This window comes from Cellvibrio fibrivorans, from assembly GCF_031457055.1.
In the GTDB taxonomy this organism is placed as follows: domain Bacteria; phylum Pseudomonadota; class Gammaproteobacteria; order Pseudomonadales; family Cellvibrionaceae; genus Cellvibrio; species Cellvibrio fibrivorans.
In genome coordinates, this window is the sequence record NZ_JAVDVX010000001.1 from 84,474 (window position 1) to 100,501 (window position 16,028).

Below are 16,028 nucleotides of genomic sequence, written 5' to 3' on the forward strand. Positions count from 1 at the left end.
ACTATGGGTAGCTACGCAAGTAGCTACCCATTTTAATTTTAAGAGTGAGGAAAAAAATGAAAGCCACCCAATCAATCGCACTTTTATTCGCAAGCTGCTTAACGATCAGCAACACCAACGCAACAAGCGTCGATTTTTATCAGTTTACTTATGAAGGCAAAGATGCAGTCTTTGCACAAAAACCTGCGCAAGGCCAATTCCAAAACCCAATCATTGCAGGGTTTTATCCTGACCCGAGTATTACCCGCGCAGGTGATGATTACTATTTGGTGACCTCTTCTTTTTCCTATTCACCCGGTGTACCGATTTTTCACAGCAAGGATTTGGTCAACTGGAAATCTCTCGGCCATGTATTGGTTACCCCCAAACAATTGCCGCTATATAAGCAACAAACATCGCGAGGCATTTACGCACCGACTATTCGCTACCACGATGGAACATTTTATTTGATCACCACACTGGTGGATGTGCGCGGCAATTTTATTGTCACGGCCAAGAATCCCGCTGGCCCCTGGTCTGACCCGATTTTATTGCCGGAAGTGGGCGGCATAGATCCGGATATTTTTTTCGATGATGATGGGCGCGTGTATATCGCCCACAATGATGCACCTGTCGGTGAGCCTCTCTATGAAGGTCATCGCGCGATTTGGCTGTGGGAATTTGATCCTAAAGCGAAAAAAGTGATCAAAGAATCGCGCCGATTGATTGTGAATGGCGGCACCGATCTGGCCAAAAAGCCGGTGTGGATTGAAGCACCGCATATCTACAAAATTAACGGATGGTATTACTTGCTCTGTGCAGAAGGCGGTACGGGTTACGAGCATAGTCAGGTTGCGTTGCGCACCAAAGATTTAACCAAACCTTTTGAGCCCTACACTGGCAATCCGATCCTGACCCAACGCGATCTGGATATTAATCGCCCCAACCCCATCACCACTGCCGGACATGCTGATTTAATTCAAACCAAAGAAGGTGAATGGTGGGCAGTATTTTTAGCGACACGTGCTTACGATAAAACTGCCTACAATACTGGGCGCGAAACTTTTTTATTGCCGGTTAGCTGGAAAAATGAATGGCCGATCATTTTAGAGCAAGGCAAAGAAATACCCTACCAACTTAATTCACCAAAAATATCAGCCATTACCAAAAACGCAGAACCTACTACAGGCAATTTTATCTGGCAGGATAATTTTTCAGGCAAAGCGTTACAACATCAGTGGGTCAGCTTGCGCACTGCAGACTCGCCATTTTATACATTGAAAAATAACCGCATCCAATTGCAGGCATTAAATGTAGGTCTGGACGAACTGGAACAGCCCGCATTTCTTGGGCGTCGCCAGCAACATACACGTTTTAGTGCAAGTACCCAATTGGATATACCAGCAGAAAAAACTTCCGCTGGCATAGTCGCCCTACAAAGCGAGACAGCACATTATTATTTCGGAGCAACAACCATTAATGGCAAAACTCAATTGTTTATTGAGCAAGCCAATAAAGGCGTGCCGAAAATTATTCATACAGCTTCTCCCGCTGACATTGGCAAGCGATTAACCTTTGTTATCGAAGGCAATTCAGGAAAGATCAGCTTTTATTACGTAAATAAAGACAGCAATAAAAAAGCAGTGCTTGAAAATGCTGATGCAAAAATCCTGAGCACTGAAGTCGCAGGCGGTTTTGTCGGGACATTGTTAGGGATCCACGCGAGGGCAGAATAATGCGCAGACTTTTTTTCTTCTGGGCTTTTTTATTACTTGCGCCCTCATGCCTCGCACTGGGCGAGGCATCCTGGCTCGTGAAAAGTGCCAGCAAAAACCTGATATTAGTCGATAAAAATACCAGCGCCGATTTGATTATCGATGCCGGTGAATTCCCCGGTGTGTTGCGCGCCACTAAAAACCTGCAAAAGGATATTGAAAAAGTCAGCGGTAAGAAACTGACACTCAGCAACGCGATTAGCAACAACAATAATCCACTAGTAATTGTTGGCACCCTGGGAAAAAGCAAAATTCTTGATCAACTTATCGCTGCTAAAAAAATCGACGTAAGCAAAATACGCGATCAATGGGATGCCTACCAGGTAGCTGTTATCGAGGAGCCCTTTCCACAGGTAAAGCGCGCACTGGTCATAGTCGGAGCCAATAAACGCGGCACTATGTATGGCATTTACAGCCTAAGCGAACAGATAGGCGTATCCCCCTGGTACTGGTGGGCCGATGTGCCAGTGAAAAAACAATCCGCTTTATATATCGATAAGAAACTGCAGCTTACCGAAATCCCCAAAGTGAAATATCGCGGGATTTTCCTGAATGATGAAGCCCCGGCACTTACCAATTGGGTCATCGAAAAATACGGCAACTACAACGCCCAATTTTATGAAAAAGTATTTGAATTACTCCTGCGTCTGAAAGCCAATTTTTTATGGCCAGCGATGTGGAACAACGCCTTTGCCGATGATGATCCGCAGAATATGATCCTTGCCGATGAATATGGAATCGTGATGAGCACCTCGCATCACGAGCCGATGATGCGTGCCGATAAAGAATGGAATCGCTACGGCAAAGGCCCCTGGGAGTATTCAAAAAATCCGGAAAATTTATATAACTTCTGGGTCGATGGCGCCAAGCGCAATAAACCTTATGAAAGTATTTACACTTTGGGGATGCGCGGCCAACAAGATGAACCCATGAGCGAAGGTGAAAATATCGATTTACTCGAAAAAATTGTTAACGACCAACGCAAAATTCTCGATGATGTTTTTGGTAAAGACCAGCTCACACAAGTGCCACAAGTGTGGGCACTGTATAAAGAGGTACAAGGGTTTTATGAGCGCGGCATGCGCGTGCCCGATGATGTGATTTTGCTCTGGTGCGATGACAACTGGGGCAATATCCGCCGGTTACCCACACAGGATGAACGCAAACGCGCAGGTGGAGCCGGGGTTTATTATCATTTTGATTATGTCGGCGGGCCGCGCTCCTATCGCTGGATCAATACCGTTTCCATCGCCAAAATTTGGGAGCAGATGCACTTGGCTTACACTTATGAAGCCAACCAGATCTGGATTGTAAATGTGGGCGATTTAAAACCCATGGAATATCCAATTGAGTTCTTCCTCAATATGGCCTGGAATCCGGAAGCTTGGCCGAAAGAGCGCATTCCCGAATTTGCGACCCTCTGGGCTGAGCGCGAATTTGGCAAGGAGCACGCGCAGGAAATTGCAGCGATTATGACGGGCTACACACGTCACAATTTGCGCCGCAAACCCGAGCTGCAAGAAGCCAATATTTACAGCCAATTAAATTACGACGAAGCAAATCGTGTGACTGCGGAAATAAAATCCTACGCTGCGCGCGCTGAAAAAATCTATGCTCAATTGCCCACAGAAAAACGCGATGCGTTTTATCAACTGGTGCTCTTCCCTGCAAAGGCGAGTGCAATTGTGACCGAGCTTTACGATGCGCAGGCCAAGAACCATCTCTATGCACAACAAGCGCGCGCCAACACTAATGACTACGCCGATAAAGTGCGCGAATTATTTGCCGCCGATGCAGCGCTCGAACAGGAATACCACGAGTTAAATAGCGGCAAGTGGAATCATTTTATGTCGCAGCCCCATATTGGCTACAGCAACTGGAATAACCCGCCGGAGGATACATTGCCGGTGACCCATCACTATGAACCGCATAAAGCTGCCGAAATGGGGATAGCAGTTGAAGGTATAGCGGCCGCCTGGCCGAGCCCCGGCAACTATCAATTAGGGCGTTTTGATCCGCTCGGCAAACAACAAAGAATCATCGAAGTGTTCAATAAAGGTAAAGAATCGTTCACAGCTACTGCCAAAGTGAGTGCACCTTGGATTATACTAAATCATACTAGTGTACAAGTTGATTCCGCTGCTGCATTTTTGGTTTCCATCGATTGGAGCAAAGTTCCGAATACAAAGGATGAGGTCGCAGGGTCAGTACAAATAACCGGAACCGGTTGGGGCGGCGCGAGCATTGCCGTGAAGGCGGTGAAACCGCATTTGGACAAGCGTGCACTAAAAGGCTTTGCGGAGGCCGATGGCTATATCGCCATTGAAGCCGAGCACTTCCAACGCCAGGGTAACAACCGTGAATTGCGCTGGGAAAAAATCCCCGAACACGGGCGCACTTTGTCATCCATGTCGGTCTACCCGATTACGGACAAAAGCTTTAGTGATGTTACGACAGCGCCCTATCTTGAATACGATATTTATAGCCAGAGCAGCGGCGAGCTCAAGATAGAGGGATTATTCGCACCCAGCTGGCCATTAATGCCCGGGCGCGGTTTGCGTTACGCAGTTGCGATTGATAGCGAGCCTGCGCAAATTGTGGACCTGACCGCTGATATGAGCGCACCGGCATGGGAAGAAAGTGTGCGCAGTGACGTACGCCGCAGCATTACCAAACATAGGATCGATAAATCCGGCGCACATAGATTGCGAATTTACAGCCTTGACCCCGGCGTAACCTTGCAAAAAATTCTGATTGATACCGGCGGACTTTTGCCCAGCTATTTGGGGCCAGAGGAGAGCCGACGATATTAAAACTTTTTAATAACCACCAGCAGTAGAGATGCCGTTGAATGAAAATTGTTGATGCGAAAGTGATTGTCACCTGCCCCGGCAGAAATTTTGTCACACTCAAGATTACTACTGATCAAGGAATTTATGGCATCGGCGATGCGACTCTCAACGGCCGCGAAAAAAGTGTGGTCTCTTATCTGGAGGATTATTTAATCCCCGCGCTTATTGGTCGCGACCCGCAACAAATTGAAGACATCTGGCAATTTTTTTATCGCGGCGCCTATTGGCGTCGCGGGCCAGTGGGCATGACGGCACTTGCAGCAATTGATGTAGCACTCTGGGACATTAAAGCCAAACTGGCGAATATGCCACTCTATCAATTGCTCGGCGGAAAAAGCCGCGAGCGCATCCTGACTTACACCCACGCCAACGGCAAAGATCTGGATTCCACGTTGGATGCGGTGCGCAAAGCGAAAGAAAAAGGCTATCAAGCGATTCGCGTACAGTGCGGTATTCCGGGCATCGAAAAAACCTACGGCGTTGCCAAAAGCGAAAAAAGTTATGAGCCTGCGGATTCGGATTTGCCGTCCACAGAAGTTTGGTCAACCGAAAAATATTTGAATTTTATCCCCGAAGTATTTGCACAAGTGCGCAAAGAATTTGGCAGCGAGATTCATCTGCTGCACGATGTGCATCATCGCTTAACACCGATTGAAGCCGCGCGCTTGGGTAAAGATTTGGAACCCTATCGCCTGTTCTGGATGGAAGATGCAGTACCTGCAGAAAATCAGGAATCGTTTAAATTAATTCGCCAGCACACCACTACGCCCCTCGCGGTGGGCGAAGTATTTAATTCAATTCACGACTGCCGCGAACTTATTCAGAACCAACTGATTGATTACATCCGCACCACGATTGTTCACGCTGGCGGTATTAGCCACGTGCGACGCATCGCCGATTTTGCCAGCCTGTTTCATGTGCGCACCGGCTTCCACGGCGCAACGGATTTATCGCCTGTATGCATGGGCGCCGCACTGCATTTTGATTATTGGGTCCCCAACTTTGGTATTCAGGAACATATGGCGCACAGCGCGCAAATGGATGAAGTTTTCCCACACGCCTATCAATTCGAGCGCGGCTTTTTTACACCGGGTGACACACCCGGTCACGGTGTAGACATCGATGAAAAACTCGCCGCGAAATATCCCTACAAGCGTGCGTGCCTGCCTGTGAATCGGTTGGAAGACGGAACCCTCTGGCACTGGTAAGATCCGGGTTGGCAAGATAACAACGACACAACCCATAACGAGACAATAACTATGACAAACCAACACCAATTCCTGACCGCCAGTGTTATCGCTGGCAGCCTGCTAATCGCAGGCTGCCAGGACAAATCCGCTCCGGCCGATACCGCAGCAACATCGACAGCCGCAAGCTCAATCGCAGCTGCGCCTACACCGGCTGACCCAGCGTTATTTATCAGCCAGCCGCTGGTCACCGACATCTACACCGCCGATCCATCAGCGCGCGTGTTCAACGGCAAAATTTATATTTATCCATCGCATGATATTGAAACCGGCGTCACTACCGATGGCGAGGGCGATAAATTCGATATGAAAGACTATCGCGTGCTGTCCTATGATCCGGCCACAGGCGCAACTACCGACCACGGCGAAGCGCTGAATCTAAAAGACGTACCCTGGGCCAGCCGCCAACTCTGGGCACCCGACGCAGCAGAAAAAGACGGTAAATTCTTTTTGTATTTCCCGGCGAAAAACAAAGGAGGGATATTCCAAATGGGTGTCGCCACCAGCGATTCACCCACCGGCCCGTTCAAAGCAGAACCAGAACCTATCAAAGGCAGCTTTAGTATCGACCCAACTGTATTTAAAGATGACGACGGCGCTCACTACATGGTTTTCGGCGGCATCTGGGGCGGACAATTGCAGCGCTGGGCGAGCGGCAGTTACGTCGCTGAAGACAAATACCCCGCCAGCAATGAGCCGGCACTCAGCCCTAAAATCGCCAAGTTGAGCGATGACATGTTGCAATTCTCAGAGCCACCCAAGGATATTCAAATCCTCGATGGCGCTGGCGTCCCCCTGCTCGGCACCGACACCAATCGCCGCTTTTTTGAAGGCGCCTGGGTTCACAAATTCAACGGCAAATATTATTTGTCCTACTCCACCGGCGACACCCACTTTATCGCCTACGCCATTGCCGACAACCTCTACGGCCCCTACACCCACAAAGGCATAGTGCTCACCCCCGTATTCGGCTGGACCAACCACCACTCCATAGTGCAACACAACGACAAGTGGTATTTGTTCTACCACGACTCACAACTCTCTGGCGGTCAAACCCATTTGCGCAATGTGAAAGTGACAGAACTAACGCACAATGACGATGGCACAATCAACACCATTGACACTTACCTCGACTAGACCTGCATGTAATAACGGTAAAATTAAAAAAGCCCCGGTCAGCGCACAGCTCTCCGGGGCTTTTATTTTCATAGGGAAATTGACTTTTATCTGGCTTGAGTGAATATTGTTTGCGCGCCATTAATCATCTTATTCGTGGTGTATTAAACCCCAATAATAACTATCCCGCGAGATCACCCCCATGCACAACTTCATCACCAAGCTGCTGAAACTATTGCCCGCAATCACCAGCATCTGCCTGATTGCACCGCTGAACAGCCATGCGCAAAACACACTAAATCCCAATTATTTTTATCTGGTTAAAGGTGAATTAATCGGTCGTAGTATTTCACTGGGCGACCCCAGCAACTGGTCTACGATGATACAAGGGCGAGAAGGCCAATCAGCCGGAGAGAAAATCAAAGTTGCCCCCATCGACTTCAAAGCTTCTGGTGACGCCATCCAACTTACCTGGGCGCCGCGCAAAAAAGTTGTCGGTAATTTCGGTCTCTATGGCAACGCCATCGACTTATCTAAATTTAAAGATGCAGCTTCACTGACAATCGATATGCGTGTCGATGTAAAACCAGACAAAGACGTGAAAATTGGACTGGATTGTGGCTACCCCTGCCGCGCGGATATCACCATTAATGGCATGATAAAAAAAATGCCCAAGGGTGAGTGGTTCTCGTTGCCACTACCACTCAATTGTTTCAAAAGCGACAACTTTGATTTAAGCAAAATCACCGGCCCCTTCACCATTGCAACCGATGGCAAATTCACCGTGAGTATTACCAATATTCGTTTGGAAAAATTACTGGAGGGGGAAAAGGGCTGCGTCGAGCAACCCTGATCCAGTTAGCAGGATGAAATGATTAAGCCTTGGCGAAGTTGTTGATATTGAACTCTTCGCCGTGAGCTTGTTTATCTGCATGGTATGAAGACCGTACCAATGGACCACAGGCGGCGTGTTTGAAACCCATTTCTTCGGCGAGTTTAGTGTACTCGGCAAATTCATCGGGGTGCACGTAGCGCTCTACAGGTAAGTGATCTTTGGATGGCTGCAAATATTGGCCGATGGTGAGCATGTCGATATCGTGCTCACGCATGTGCTTCATCACTTCGATAATTTCTTCTTTGGTTTCGCCAAGGCCAACCATCAAACCCGATTTGGTCAATACATCGGGGCGACGCGCTTTGTATTGCTTGAGCAATTGCAGCGACCATTCGTAGTTCGCACCGGGACGCGCCTGACGATATAAACGCGAGACAGTTTCCATATTGTGGTTGAATACATCGGGCGCTTCTTTTTCAAGAATATCCAATGCGATTTCCATGCGACCGCGGAAATCCGGCACCAAGACTTCTACTTGTAATTTAGGGCTGAGTTCGCGCGCTTCGCGGATACAGTCGGCAAAATGTTGTGCACCACCGTCGCGCAGGTCATCGCGGTCTACTGACGTGATCACCACATATTTCAAACGCATTTCGGCAATGGCTTCAGCGAGTTTGCGCGGCTCCTGCTCGTCGAGCGGATTGGGTTTGCCGTGGCCAACATCGCAGAAGGGGCAGCGACGGGTGCAGATATCGCCCATGATCATAAAGGTCGCGGTGCCACCACTGAAACATTCACCCAAATTCGGGCAGTTAGCTTCTTCACACACGGACGATAATTTATTTTTGCGCAAAATCGATTTAATGCGATCCACTTCAGGCGATGCGGGAATACGCACGCGAATCCAATCGGGTTTACGTTGGATTTCTTCGCGGTCGCTGGCGATAACTTTTACCGGAATGCGCTCGACCTTGTCGGCATCGCGCAGTTTTTCGCCCTGCTTGTAACGCTCGGTGCGTTTGACCGGTTGCAGTTCGGGTACGAAGGTAGATACGGGTGGCAGATCAGACATAAGAAGCTCTTTGCTTTTTCGACCTCATTGGAGGCACAGAGGGAGTCGGGTAAGGGATTGTGCGACCGTGCGCCACCATGGATGGTGGTGCCGAGCCTCCAGGGATGGATTTACGGCGTGTCGCACTAGCCCTTGCCCGGCTCCCGACCAGATTCGATGGCGCGCATTGTACAGGTTTCATAGCCCAATTTCCGCGCAAATTCTGCGACAAGTTGGGTTTGTACATCCTCCAGAGCGGGGGGATTGGGCAATAAGTCTTTCATCTGCGTCATCGCCAAGCCTTGATAACCACAGGGATTAATCCGCTGAAAGGGGGCAAGATCCATCGCCACGTTCAGCGCCAAGCCATGAAAACTGCAGCCACGGCGCACGCGCAACCCGAGCGAGGCGATCTTGTCGCCATTGACGTAAACGCCGGGAGCATCCGGCTTGGCCGCCGACTCAATCCCGTAATGCGTTAAGGTCGCGACAATAGTTTGCTCGATTGAAGTCACCAGCTCGCGCACCCCGATCTTCAAGCGGCGCAAATCGAGAAGTGGATAAGCCACCAACTGACCAGGCCCGTGGTAAGTCACCTGCCCACCGCGATCACTTTGCACTACTGGAATATCGCCGGGGAACAACAAGTGCTCCGCCTTGCCCGCCTGCCCTTGGGTAAAGACGGGAGGATGCTCAACCAACCACAGTTGGTCGATGGTCTCGGGCGTACGCTGGTTGGTGAAGTCGGTCATAGCTTGCCAGCTGGTTTGGTAATCCTGCAGGCCGAGGTTGATCACCTCCAAAACGCGAGCTGACGACAATTTACATCACCATCTTGATATTGGTATTAACACGCAAATCCTCGTGGATTGCGGTCAACTGTTCAACACCGGTAGCGGTGATCCACACAGTCACTGAGTGATACCGACCTTTGCTGCTTTCGCGCACAGTGATGCGCTCTTGATCGAAACCCGGCGCATGGCGCTCCATGATCTCAACCACGTAGGTATGCAATTCAGGCCCGGCTTCACCCAATACTTTGATGGGATAGTTTTCGCAGGGGAATTCGATTTTGGGGGGTTGTTGTTGGGACATAGATAAACCCGAAATGATAAGGCGTGAATTATAACGCCTAGATGGGGACAAAATCCCGCTTCGCAAGCTTCAAATGCGCCGCAATCCGCTATTCAGCGCAGGCTAGATCCGCTATTCTCGCCAATTACCAAACACCCCAGAAAATATAATTTAAGCGACATAACCCGGCATCGCGCCAGACTCGTCGCAGCATAAGGACAGTTGGATTTGTTACTCGATACCCGCCAATCACTTGAAACCCCGGAAGGCGCCCTGCTCCCACTGACACCCGCTGGCTTTGGCGTGCGAGTACTGGCGCAATTGCTGGATATCCTGATCCGCTACGGCATAGTCACCGTGATTTTTATCGCCCTGTCCCTGCTTGGGCGCATGGGTACCGGCATAGCGCTGATACTCGCGTTTTTGCTCGAATGGTTTTATCCCGTCTTCTTTGAAGTTACCCGCCAGGGCCGCACCCCCGGTAAAAAATGGATGGGCATTCGCGTAGTTAACGACGATGGCACACCCATCACCTTCGGCCCCTCGCTGTTGCGCAATTTATTACGCTTTGTCGATTTCCTGCCCATGCTCTACCTCACCGGTATTGTCGCCAGCCTGTGCAACCGCCAATTCAAACGTTTGGGCGATTTGGCCGCTGGCAGCATGGTGATTTACGAGGCGCCGCCTGCGCGTGAACCCAGTTTTGAAGTGCGCGGTCAGTTGCCAGTGCCCGCCGACTTTTCCACCGACGAACAGCGCGCCCTGCTCGCATTTGCCGAGCGCAGTAAATATTTATCGGCCGAGCGCCAAAGTGAATTGGCAACAATTCTTTTACCCGTTATCGGCAGCAAAGATCCGGTGATTGCCATCAAACAAATGGCCAACACTATGGTTGGCAAGCAGTAAGGACGATGACATGAAACAAGGACAATTCGAACAACTCTACCAACCACTCTGGCATGTGATGGAGCTGGAAATTATCGAGCTGGAAAAACCCGACGGCCGCCTCAAGGGCAGTGAACTGGCGAGTTTTGCCAGCCGCTATCGTCGCCTCTGCCATTTCCACGCGCTCGCAAAAGATCGCCACTACTCCAGTCATTTGGTGGATAAACTCGGCGATTTAGTCGTGCGCGGCCACCAGCAGTTGTATCGCCGCAAACAACCCTTTATGCAGCAATTCACCAGTTTTATTGTGGCGGGATTTCCGCGCTTGGTGCGCGAGCAACAACGCTACGTTTGGTGGGCAACTGCATTACTTTACGTTCCGGGGCTGCTGATGTTTTTGGCAATCCTGTGGCAGCCGGATTTGGTCTACACGGTCACCGCGCCCGAACAAGTCAGTTCATTTGAAAGCATGTACGATCCGGAAAATCGCACGCTCGGCAGCGCCCGTGAATCCGATACCAATGTGCAGATGTTTGGTTTTTATATCAGCAACAATATCAGCGTGGCATTCCGCACCTTTGCATCGGGAATTGTATTTGGGATCGGCTCGATTTTTTTTCTCGTCTACAACGGTTTGTTGATGGGTGCAGTCGCCGGGCATTTAACCAACGCTGAATTCACACAAACTTTTTTTACCTTTGTCGTCGGTCACGGCAGTTTTGAATTGACTGCTATTTGCATCGCCGGTGCAGCGGGTTTAAAACTCGGTTATGCATTGCTCGCACCGGGCAATCTCACGCGCAAAGAGTCGCTCAAACGCGCCAGCCTCGTCGCCATCCAGTTAGTGTACGGCGTGATTATCATGTTAGTGATCGCCGCTTTTATCGAAGCCTTTTGGTCATCCAATAATATTCTTATGCCCTGGCAAAAATATTTGGTCGGCGGATTTTTGTGGACGCTGGTAATTGGCTATCTGGTTTTCAGCGGGCGCAGTTTGCGCGGTGAGCGAGGCCAAGGATGAATCTGGATCAAGTCACACTGGAAATTCGCCCACGCAGCGCCTGGGAAGCGGTTGACCTCGGTTTGTTGATGGCCAAACGCTGGTGGCTGCCGATGATGAAAATCTGGCTATTGGTGAGTTTTCCCTTTTTTATATTTACGCTGCTGATTCCCGACAATTGGTTTTGGGTTGGAGCACTGTTCATGTGGTGGCTCAAACCGGTGTTGGAACGCCCGCTATTACATATCCTCAGCCATGCGGTATTTAATGACCTGCCGGATACGCGCAGTACCTTCAAATTATTTCCATCGCTCGCCTTGAAACAAATTTTTTCCAGCCTGACATGGAGAAGGCTCAGCCCAACCCGCAGTATGGATTTACCGGTCTTGCAATTGGAAGGATTAAGTGGTGCCCGCCGTCAGGATCGTTTGGGTGTACTGCACCGCGAAGATTCATCGCCTGCGAGCTGGATGAGTTTTATGGGGCTCGCGCTGGAAATATTTTTATGGGTCGGCATTATCAGTTTTATCTGGGCGCTGATTCCACGCGAAATTGATATCGAATGGGCGAATTTCTTTTTTGATCAGGAATCTTCCAATCTGCATTTGCTGCAATTATCCATCTGGTATCTCGCACTCAGCCTCACTGCGCCTTTTTATGTCGCCTGTGGTTTTGCGCTCTATTTAAATCGCCGCATTAAATTGGAGGCATGGGATATCGATATCGCCTTCCGCCGCATTGCCAATAAACGCAGCACAGCAAAGATACTACCGTCATTACTCCTGACACTGGCCTTGGGGCTTGGCATGTTTGCCACTGATGCGCAACGGAAAGCCCATGCTGATGAACAATTGCCTGCGGTAGCGGAATCTGTAGAAACCACTGAGGAATACTCCGGCGAAGCAGTGATCGATAAACCGCTCGGTGAATTCACTGAAATTGATCGCAACCAGGCGCATGAATCCATCAAAGCCGTATTGCAACAAACTGAATTCAGCCGCAAGGAAATGCAGCGCACATTGAAATTCGATGAACCAGAAGAGGATGAAGAAACATCAACTTTCTGGAAAAAGTTTTTTAAATTTCTGGCCAATTTTGAAGGGTTTGTCGCCGCCGCCAGTTTACTGGAGATACTCTTATGGCTCGCCGTACTTGCCTTGATCGGTTTTGTTTTTTATCGCTATCGTCATTGGCTGGCCGCGCAGTTTGTACGGATTAAACCTACACCCGCTCCCAAAGCAAAACCGGTGACCCTGTTCGGGATGGATGTGACCCGCGAATCCCTGCCGGAAGATATCAGTACCAATGCACTCAAACTTCTGCAAGCAGGCGATATGCGCGCAGCACTCGCCCTGCTCTATCGCGCCAGCTTGTTTCATTTGGTTCATAGCGGCGTGGATATTCACGATGGCCATACCGAGCGCGAATGCGCTGAACTAATGCGTGAATATTTTGCAAAGAATAGCGCTGCGCAAACACGCGTTGCTTATTTTGTTGCGCTTACCCGTGAATGGCAGCGGCTGGCCTATGGCCATTTATTGCCTACTGCAGAGAAGGCGCAATATTTATGTGCGAACTGGAATAGCTGCTGGTTGCAGCAAAGCAACAACGCAAACGCACAGGGAGCTGCCGAGTGAGTGACGCAAAAGAATCGCTAACCCGTTTGCAGCGCGGATTGATTATCGGCGCGTTGGCCGCTGTCTTGGGTGGATTGGGCTATTGGTGGTACACCACACTGGAGTGGGAAGAGAAAGAAATCGATCTAGGCTATTCAAAAGAAGCGCGACAAAACGATTTCCTTGCCGCCGAAATTTTCTTGCGCAAACAGGGCGTGCAAGCCACTACAGTAAAAAACCTGAGCCTGTTGGATAAACATTCCTGGCGCAACCTTAAACTCGGTGCGCAAGATACGATTGTGATTATCAACGGCTATAAAACGCTGACTCAGGAACGTTACGACTCGCTCTATGAATGGGTGGAAGCGGGCGGCACCCTGATTACCTCAACACAAAATCCGTTTATCGGCACCCACACCAGTGAAGAAGATCTGCTGCTAAACGATTTTAATATCGAGCTGCTCCCCGAAGAAACTGACGCTGATACCCGCGACCTGCTGGAAATGCTCGCCGATGGTTTTGACGAAGAAGACGAATCCGATAGCGAATCCGCGGATGATAAAAATGATAATAAAAAATCTGACGAGAAAGCATCAGACGCGAAGCACGATAAATCTGCCGAAAAAACAGTAGCGGATAAGTCGGACGATAAAAACGCCAGCGATAAAAATACAAAAACCAAAAAAGATGAAAAACCGGAAAATTATTACCGTTGCAGCCTAAAAGAAACACCTACAGCGGTTGAATTTGCCGACGAAGAAAAGCCACTGAATTTTGATTTCAGTCGCCGCAGCCAATTTATTTATTACGACTATGTCGCTCATGACGATAATAAGGAAGATACAGAGAGCGGTGAAACACCAACAGATCAAGACCTTACCGTTGATGATGCGCAAGAAACTGAATCTGTAGCTGAAGAAGAAACAGATGCGGAAGAGGATTATCACTACGATGAAAAACGTGAGCACCTGCTCTACTTTGATATAGGTGAAGGCTCAGTCACCATCACCAGCGACAACACTATTTGGGCAAACCAGCGCATTGACTGTCACGACCACGCCTACGGACTCTGGCGATTGGTGAATCCAGATGGCCGCGTATGGTTTTTAATTAATCAGGATGCCCCATCACTCGCGAGCATTTTGTGGCGCAATGCCAGCTACGGTGTCATCGCCGGAATGATTGCACTGGTTTTGTGGCTCTGGGCACTCAGCGTGCGTTTTGGTCCGGTATTGGTTATTGAACAAAGCGGGCGCCGTAGCCTGGCCGAACATATTTATGCCAGCGCCATGTTGCTCTGGCGTAAACAACAGCACCCGCAATTACTCAACATATTGCGCAAAGAAATTCTGGAGCGTTTGGATGAGCAGCATCCCAATCTGGATCAAGCATCAGGTGAACAGCGCCTTGAATTTTTACACCAACTAACCGGCATTTCCCAAGCCGATATTAAACAAGCTCTTTTCGCCGACGGCCTGCACCATCCCCAGGAATTTGCCGCAGCGATTGCACATTTGCAAACTATCAGAAAGCAACTTTCAGGAAGCAATTATGACTGAGTCAACTAGCAACAACGACAGCATTGAAACTAACAAAGCAACGGATGCCGATGAGAGTTTGCAAAATCGTTTGCAGCAGGCAAGTACCGTTGCCAACAATTTACTGAATGAAATTAAAAAAGTCTTGATTGGTCAGGACGCCGTAATCGAGCAGGTATTGATTGCTCTGATCGCACGCGGCCATGTATTGATTGAAGGCGTACCCGGTTTGGGTAAAACCTTATTGGTGCGTAGCCTCGCCAAATGTTTTGGCGGGCAATTTTCACGCGTGCAATTCACACCCGACTTAATGCCCAGCGATGTCACTGGCCATGCGATGTTTAATATGGCCAAACAAGAATTTGAAATCCGCAAAGGCCCCGCGTTCACCAATTTATTACTCGCAGACGAAATCAACCGCGCGCCCGCCAAAACCCAGGCGGCACTGCTTGAAGTAATGCAGGAAGGGCAAATCACTATTGAGGGCGAATCCTTTAAAACCGGTGAGCCATTTATGGTGCTAGCGACGCAAAACCCGATAGAGCAAGAAGGTACTTATCCGCTGCCGGAAGCAGAACTTGATCGCTTTATGTTGAAGGTGATTATTGATTACCCAAGTGAGAGCGATGAGCAATTTATGTTGCGCCAGGTAACTTCACAATCACAAGGCGGTTTTGGTCTGGAGCATATCCGCACATTATTAAAACCAGCACATGTGTTAAGCCTGCAAAAAATTGCAGAACAAATAACCGTAGACGAACAAATTTTGCAGTACGTAGTAAAACTGGTACGCGCTACACGCAGCTGGTCTGGCATTTCACGCGGCGCTGGCCCCCGTGCTTGTATCGCCCTGCTCTCTGCAGCACGCGCCTATGCGCTGCTAAACAATAATTCGTTTGTAACACCGGACGATGTGAAAAAAATGTTTATCCCGGCACTGCGTCACCGGATTTTGTTATCACCGGAATTGGCGATTGAAGGCATCGCTGCCGAGCGGATTCTGCACAATATTTTGTTGCAGGTTGAAGCTCCGAGACATTGATTCCCTTACTGAAAAAAA

13 protein-coding genes are annotated in these 16,028 nt (G+C 49.4%); 10 read left to right on the top strand and 3 right to left on the bottom strand.

Features of this window, described 5'->3' with window-relative positions:
• Positions 1-56: 56 nt before the first annotated feature.
• The 5 genes from J2X05_RS00395 (at position 57) to J2X05_RS00415 (ending at position 7,822) form a co-directional block, all read left to right on the top strand.
• On the top strand, positions 57-1,715 hold the full coding sequence (locus J2X05_RS00395; RefSeq protein WP_310067247.1) for a glycoside hydrolase family 43 protein: 1,659 nt from the start codon (positions 57-59) through the stop codon (positions 1,713-1,715).
• Positions 1,715-4,567, top strand: a complete 2,853-nt coding sequence (locus tag J2X05_RS00400; protein WP_310067250.1) for a glycosyl hydrolase 115 family protein — start codon at positions 1,715-1,717, stop codon at positions 4,565-4,567. The genes J2X05_RS00395 and J2X05_RS00400 overlap by 1 nt, the downstream gene beginning before the upstream one ends.
• A gap of 38 nt (positions 4,568-4,605) precedes the next feature.
• Complete coding sequence (gene manD, locus J2X05_RS00405; RefSeq protein ID WP_310067252.1) at positions 4,606-5,814, top strand: D-mannonate dehydratase ManD; 1,209 nt, start codon at positions 4,606-4,608, stop codon at positions 5,812-5,814.
• A 51-nt stretch (positions 5,815-5,865) separates the two neighbouring features.
• Positions 5,866-6,990 (top strand): glycoside hydrolase family 43 protein, encoded by a 1,125-nt coding sequence (locus J2X05_RS00410; RefSeq protein WP_310067254.1) that lies wholly within the window; start codon positions 5,866-5,868, stop codon positions 6,988-6,990.
• Between the two features lie 181 nt (positions 6,991-7,171).
• The gene (locus J2X05_RS00415; RefSeq protein WP_310067257.1) at positions 7,172-7,822 is read left to right on the top strand and encodes a putative glycoside hydrolase; all 651 of its coding nucleotides are present in this window, start codon (positions 7,172-7,174) and stop codon (positions 7,820-7,822) included.
• A gap of 22 nt (positions 7,823-7,844) precedes the next feature.
• Here J2X05_RS00415 and lipA read toward each other — a convergent pair whose 3' ends face one another.
• The 3 genes from lipA to J2X05_RS00430 form a co-directional block, all read right to left on the bottom strand.
• Positions 7,845-8,876 (bottom strand): lipoyl synthase, encoded by a 1,032-nt coding sequence (gene lipA, locus J2X05_RS00420; RefSeq protein WP_310067260.1) that lies wholly within the window; start codon positions 8,874-8,876, stop codon positions 7,845-7,847.
• A 125-nt stretch (positions 8,877-9,001) separates the two neighbouring features.
• Positions 9,002-9,607 (bottom strand): lipoyl(octanoyl) transferase LipB, encoded by a 606-nt coding sequence (lipB, locus tag J2X05_RS00425; protein ID WP_374725247.1) that lies wholly within the window; start codon positions 9,605-9,607, stop codon positions 9,002-9,004.
• A gap of 70 nt (positions 9,608-9,677) precedes the next feature.
• On the bottom strand, positions 9,678-9,950 hold the full coding sequence (locus tag J2X05_RS00430) for a YbeD family protein (RefSeq protein WP_310067263.1): 273 nt from the start codon (positions 9,948-9,950) through the stop codon (positions 9,678-9,680).
• A gap of 207 nt (positions 9,951-10,157) precedes the next feature.
• Between J2X05_RS00430 and J2X05_RS00435 the strand changes: the two genes are divergently transcribed.
• From J2X05_RS00435 to J2X05_RS00455, 5 genes are read left to right on the top strand one after another with little or no spacing between them, the layout of a single operon-like run.
• Complete coding sequence (locus J2X05_RS00435) at positions 10,158-10,835, top strand: RDD family protein (RefSeq protein WP_310067265.1); 678 nt, start codon at positions 10,158-10,160, stop codon at positions 10,833-10,835.
• Positions 10,836-10,845: 10 nt separating this feature from the next.
• Positions 10,846-11,835: a stage II sporulation protein M gene (locus tag J2X05_RS00440; RefSeq protein ID WP_310067266.1), complete on the top strand. Its 990-nt coding sequence runs from the start codon at positions 10,846-10,848 to the stop codon at positions 11,833-11,835.
• A complete protein-coding gene (locus tag J2X05_RS00445; RefSeq protein WP_310067268.1) occupies positions 11,832-13,451 on the top strand; it encodes a DUF4129 domain-containing protein in 1,620 nt (539 codons plus the stop codon). Before J2X05_RS00440 ends, J2X05_RS00445 begins: the two co-directional genes overlap by 4 nt.
• Complete coding sequence (locus tag J2X05_RS00450; RefSeq protein ID WP_310067271.1) at positions 13,448-14,989, top strand: DUF4350 domain-containing protein; 1,542 nt, start codon at positions 13,448-13,450, stop codon at positions 14,987-14,989. The genes J2X05_RS00445 and J2X05_RS00450 overlap by 4 nt, the downstream gene beginning before the upstream one ends.
• Positions 14,982-16,010 (top strand): AAA family ATPase, encoded by a 1,029-nt coding sequence (locus J2X05_RS00455; RefSeq protein WP_310067272.1) that lies wholly within the window; start codon positions 14,982-14,984, stop codon positions 16,008-16,010. Before J2X05_RS00450 ends, J2X05_RS00455 begins: the two co-directional genes overlap by 8 nt.
• Positions 16,011-16,028 lie beyond the last annotated feature (18 nt).

Coding starts and splice junctions, on each gene's coding strand:
- J2X05_RS00395 (WP_310067247.1), top strand. CDS start 57: ATGAAAGCCACCCAATCAATCGCACTTTTATTCGCAAGCTGCTTAACG.
- J2X05_RS00400 (WP_310067250.1), top strand. CDS start 1,715: ATGCGCAGACTTTTTTTCTTCTGGGCTTTTTTATTACTTGCGCCCTCA.
- manD (WP_310067252.1), top strand. CDS start 4,606: ATGAAAATTGTTGATGCGAAAGTGATTGTCACCTGCCCCGGCAGAAAT.
- J2X05_RS00410 (WP_310067254.1), top strand. CDS start 5,866: ATGACAAACCAACACCAATTCCTGACCGCCAGTGTTATCGCTGGCAGC.
- J2X05_RS00415 (WP_310067257.1), top strand. CDS start 7,172: ATGCACAACTTCATCACCAAGCTGCTGAAACTATTGCCCGCAATCACC.
- lipA (WP_310067260.1), bottom strand. CDS start 8,876: ATGTCTGATCTGCCACCCGTATCTACCTTCGTACCCGAACTGCAACCG.
- lipB (WP_374725247.1), bottom strand. CDS start 9,607: ATGACCGACTTCACCAACCAGCGTACGCCCGAGACCATCGACCAACTG.
- J2X05_RS00430 (WP_310067263.1), bottom strand. CDS start 9,950: ATGTCCCAACAACAACCCCCCAAAATCGAATTCCCCTGCGAAAACTAT.
- J2X05_RS00440 (WP_310067266.1), top strand. CDS start 10,846: ATGAAACAAGGACAATTCGAACAACTCTACCAACCACTCTGGCATGTG.
- J2X05_RS00445 (WP_310067268.1), top strand. CDS start 11,832: ATGAATCTGGATCAAGTCACACTGGAAATTCGCCCACGCAGCGCCTGG.
- J2X05_RS00455 (WP_310067272.1), top strand. CDS start 14,982: ATGACTGAGTCAACTAGCAACAACGACAGCATTGAAACTAACAAAGCA.